Here is a 4,209-nt window from a genome sequence, read left to right on the forward strand (position 1 = left end):
CCCCGCAGGTGTCGCGGCCCCGGTCGGCCCCGGCACCGCGCGCCGCCCCATCGGCGCAGGCCGAGGCCCTGTCGGCGCTGAGCAACCTTGGCTATGGTCCGGGGGATGCGGCAGGAGCGGTGGCGCAGGCTGCGGGGGATATGCCCGATGCCGCAACGCCGGATCTGATCCGCGCCGCGCTCAAGCTGCTGGCGCCGAAGTCATGAGCGGATTTGGCAGTGCAGAGGTGATCCATGGCCGCAGCTGATCCAAGCATGAGCCCGGAGGCCCAGCCCGAGGATTATGACCGCGCTCTGCGGCCCAAGATGCTGGACGATTTTGTCGGGCAGGCCGAGGCCAAGGCCAACCTGCGCGTCTTTATCCAGTCGGCCCGGATGCGCGGCGAGGCGATGGATCACACGCTGTTCCATGGTCCCCCGGGTCTGGGCAAGACAACGCTGGCGCAGATCATGGCGCGCGAGCTGGGCGTGGGGTTTCGCATGACCTCGGGTCCGGTTCTGGCGAAAGCGGGCGATCTGGCGGCGATCCTGACCAATCTTGAGGCGCGCGATGTGCTGTTCATCGACGAGATCCACCGGCTGAACCCGGCGGTCGAAGAGGTGCTCTACCCTGCGCTGGAAGATTATGAGCTGGATCTGGTGATCGGCGAAGGGCCTGCCGCGCGTACCGTACGGATCGAGTTGCAGCCCTTTACGCTGGTCGGGGCGACGACGCGTCTGGGGTTGCTGACCACACCGCTGCGCGACCGGTTTGGCATTCCGACCCGGCTGCAGTTCTATACCGAAGACGAGCTGCATCGAATCGTCACCGGCAATGCGATCAAGCTGGGCGTGCCGGCCGAAGACGGCGGTGCGCGCGAGATCGCCCGCCGTTCGCGTGGCACACCGCGAATCGCGGGCAGGCTGCTGCGCCGGGTGGTGGATTTTGCCGTGGTCGAAGGCAACGGCGTGGTGACGCAGGCACTGGCGGATTCCTCGCTCACCCGGTTGGGGGTGGATCATCTCGGGCTCGATGGTGCCGACCGGCGTTACATCACGCTGATTGCCGAGAATTATTCCGGCGGCCCGGTGGGGATTGAGACGCTGTCGGCGGCGCTGAGCGAAAGCCGCGATGCGCTGGAAGAGGTGATCGAGCCCTTCCTGCTGCAACAGGGGCTGATTCAGCGCACGCCGCGCGGGCGGATGCTGGCGCAAAAGGCCTGGGATCACCTTGGCCTGCCGATGCCGCGGGTGGCAGGGCAGAGCGATTTGTTCGGATAAAGCGTCGCGACTTTTCCTGTGACAGAAGGTCGAGTCTTGTTCAGTCAAAACGCTGAGGTCGTGCCTGCGGTTGCGGGCAGAATTTGCGTATTTGGAAAGAGAAGAAGCCGGGGGTGGTTCGGCTGAAGCCTGCGGAGTGATTGATTTCCGGCTGTGCGCTGTGCGACATGCGCGCGGAATGGCAATGGCGAGGCTGAAGACATGCAGGATCTGACACCGCAGGAGATTGAGGCGCTGTTCACCCGCGCCGACGGCAGCTATCTTTTTGCGCGCTGGGGGCGGCCTCTGGCACCGGTGGTCTTTGGCGTCGAAGAGGCGAGCCTGCCGGTGATCAAGGGCGCTTTCGAGGCGGTGGCCGCCCTCGCCGGGCTTGAGACGGTCGAGATGGACCCAGAGCTGGGCGCGAACCTGATGGTGTTCTTCTGCCGCGACTGGGCCGAACTGCCCGAGGTGCCCAATCTGGAAAAGCTGGTGCCGGACCTTGTGCCGCTGGTGGCGCGACTGCAGGCGGCAGAGGCAAATCAATACCGGGTCTTCCGCTTTGACAAGCGGGGCGCGATCTGTGCGGCCTTTGTGTTTTTGCGCATGGATGATCAGCTGGGCGCGGTGGCGGCGGACACGCTGGCGCTGTCTCAGGCGGTGCAGACCGTCCTCTTGTGGTCGGACCGGGCCTTTGGCGATCGCTCGCCTCTGGGCCAGCTGGAGGATGGCCGCGTGGTGCTGCGCCCCGAGATCGGCGCGCTGATCCGCGCGGCTTACGATCCGGTGATGCCCGCCGCGGCACAGGACAAGAGCCACGCCCTGCGGCTCGCGGCGCGGGTGATGCCCCGGGACTGACCCGCTGTTTCACCTGTCCTTAAATATCCCGGGGGAGTCGCCGCAAGGCGACGGGGGCAGAGCCCCCATATCCAGGGTTGTCGCCGCAAGGCGACGGGGCAGCGGCCCCCTACGCGCGGTTGCAGCGCAGTGAAACGCTCCGTAATCTGCGCGAAACCGACCAAGATGCAGGGGGCAAAGCCCGATGACACACAGATTTCCGGTCCGGGTCTATTACGAAGACACCGACATGGGCGGTGTTGTCTATTATGCCAATTATCTGCGCTACATCGAACGGGCGCGCAGCGACTGGGTGCGGGACCTGGGGATCGATCAGAACCGGATGCGCGAAGAGGATGGCGTGGTCTTTGTGGTGCGCCGGGTCGAGGCGGACTATCTCCTCCCGGCGAAATTCGATGATTCTCTGGAGGTGCACACCACCCTTCGCAGCGTGACTGGGGCGCGGCTGAGCATGGTGCAGGAGGTCTGGCGCGATGCGCAGAGGCTGTTTGTGGCCGAGGTGCTGGTGGTCTGCATCAACGAGACCGGCCATCCCGCGCGTCTTCCGGCGAATATCCGCCTGCTGCTGCACTGATCCGGGGCAAATTGCCCGCGATACCCTTGTAATTCACGGCTTTGCGCGGCCGACTGACGGCAATGTGTTGGCCTTGGCCCTGTGAATCAGGTAAGGACGGGCGTAATCAGAGCCGCGACAGAGTGGCCGAACCGGATAAAGAGCAGGCTTATGGAAACGCAGACCCTTGCGCTCGCCAGCGAGATTGATTTCTCGATGTGGGCGCTTTTTGCACGTGCGACGCTGACCGTGAAACTGGTGATGGCGATGCTGATGATCGCGTCGTTCTGGTCGTGGTCGATCATCGTGCAGAAACACATTTCGTATCGCAAGGCGCGCCGCGAGGCGGCGGTGTTTGATCAGGCCTTCTGGAGCGGCGAGCCGCTGGATGAGTTGTTCGAGCAGATCGGGGTCGATCCTGACGGGCGGGCTCAAAAAATCTTTGCCGCCGGGATGATGGAGTGGCGCCGCTCGCACCGGGCGGATGGCGGACTGATCGCCGGGGCGCAGGCGCGAATCGACCGGTCCATGGATCTGGCGATCCAGAAAGAAGCGGAAGAGCTGCAGAAGGGTCTGCCGGTTCTGGCGACCACCGGGTCGACCGCGCCGTTTGTCGGCCTGTTCGGCACGGTCTGGGGCATCATGAACGCCTTTATCGAGATTGCGCAGCAGCAGAACACCAATCTGGCCGTTGTCGCCCCCGGCATTGCCGAGGCGCTGCTGGCGACGGGGATCGGTCTGTTCGCCGCCATTCCGGCGGTGATCTTCTACAACAAGCTTTCGGCGGATGCCGATCGGATCATTGGCGGCTACGAGGCCTTTGCCGATGAATTCTCGACCATCCTGTCGCGCCAGCTGGATTCCTGAGCCATGGGTGCAGGTGTCATGAAATCAGGCGGCGGGGGTGGCCGGCGCGGCCGCCGTCGGGGCGGGCGCGCGCAGCCTATGGCCGAGATCAACATCACGCCCTTCGTGGACGTCATGCTGGTGCTGCTGATCATCTTCATGGTGGCAGCACCGCTGCTGACCGTGGGTGTGCCGGTCGAGCTGCCTAAGACGGCGGCCAATGCGCTGCCTTCGGAGAATGAAGAGCCGCTGACCGTGACCATCGAGGCGAGCGGTGTGGTGATGATCCAGACCACCGAGGTGGCGCGCGAGGATCTGGTGAACCGGCTGCGGGCCATTGCGACGGAGCGTTCGGATGACCGGGTGTTCCTGCGCGCTGACGGGGCGGTGCCTTATGAGACAGTGGCCCAAGTGATGGGTGCGCTGAATGCCGGTGGGTTTTCGTCCATCGGGCTTGTCACGGATATCGGCGGACCGGCCCTTGACGGGTCGGGGCGCTGAGGGCGCGGGCTTTTGAATACGGGTCAGAAAATCTCGGGGGCAGGCCACGGCGTGCTGATCCTGTGGGCGCTATTCGGCGGAGTTTTCCGGTCGGACCCGCCCCCTATGGAGGTGAGCGAGGTGCAAGTCCTGTCAGAGGCGGAGTTTGCCGCGCTGACGGCGCCGTCGCAGCCCCCCGAAAGCACGGTCGATGTGGCCGCCCCCCCGGCGCCC

5 protein-coding genes and 2 pseudogenes are annotated in these 4,209 nt (G+C 64.9%); all 7 read left to right on the forward strand.

All coding sequences use genetic code 11. The features are described from left to right. Positions 1–206: pseudogene (locus tag P775_RS16535) on the forward strand (Holliday junction branch migration protein RuvA); the annotation flags it as partial. Between the two features lie 27 nt (positions 207–233). Then, positions 234–1,259, forward strand: a complete 1,026-nt coding sequence (ruvB, locus tag P775_RS16540; protein ID WP_099912008.1) for a Holliday junction branch migration DNA helicase RuvB — start codon at positions 234–236, stop codon at positions 1,257–1,259. A 201-nt stretch (positions 1,260–1,460) separates the two neighbouring features. Beyond that, positions 1,461–2,096 (forward strand): hypothetical protein, encoded by a 636-nt coding sequence (locus P775_RS16545; RefSeq protein ID WP_425439917.1) that lies wholly within the window; start codon positions 1,461–1,463, stop codon positions 2,094–2,096. Between the two features lie 184 nt (positions 2,097–2,280). After that, positions 2,281–2,670, forward strand: coding sequence for a tol-pal system-associated acyl-CoA thioesterase (gene ybgC, locus P775_RS16550; RefSeq protein ID WP_099912009.1), 390 nt, complete (start codon positions 2,281–2,283; stop codon positions 2,668–2,670). 150 nt (positions 2,671–2,820) lie between these two features. Continuing rightward, positions 2,821–3,516: a protein TolQ gene (tolQ, locus tag P775_RS16555; protein WP_099912010.1), complete on the forward strand. Its 696-nt coding sequence runs from the start codon at positions 2,821–2,823 to the stop codon at positions 3,514–3,516. Positions 3,517–3,519: 3 nt separating this feature from the next. After that, entirely contained in the window at positions 3,520–3,996 is a 477-nt protein-coding gene (tolR, locus tag P775_RS16560) for a protein TolR (protein ID WP_099912011.1), read from the forward strand. 12 nt (positions 3,997–4,008) lie between these two features. Beyond that, positions 4,009–4,209 (forward strand): annotated as a pseudogene (locus P775_RS16565) (energy transducer TonB); the annotation flags it as partial.

Origin of the sequence: Puniceibacterium antarcticum (assembly GCF_002760615.1) — a bacterium.
Lineage (GTDB): Bacteria > Pseudomonadota > Alphaproteobacteria > Rhodobacterales > Rhodobacteraceae > Puniceibacterium > Puniceibacterium antarcticum.

Bases quoted from the DNA above. Each gene is read 5' to 3' on its own strand.
- P775_RS16545 (WP_425439917.1), top strand. From the start codon at position 1,461: ATGCAGGATCTGACACCGCAGGAGATTGAGGCGCTGTTCACCCGCGCC.
- tolR (WP_099912011.1), top strand. From the start codon at position 3,520: ATGGGTGCAGGTGTCATGAAATCAGGCGGCGGGGGTGGCCGGCGCGGC.
- ruvB (WP_099912008.1), top strand. From the start codon at position 234: ATGGCCGCAGCTGATCCAAGCATGAGCCCGGAGGCCCAGCCCGAGGAT.
- tolQ (WP_099912010.1), top strand. From the start codon at position 2,821: ATGGAAACGCAGACCCTTGCGCTCGCCAGCGAGATTGATTTCTCGATG.
- ybgC (WP_099912009.1), top strand. From the start codon at position 2,281: ATGACACACAGATTTCCGGTCCGGGTCTATTACGAAGACACCGACATG.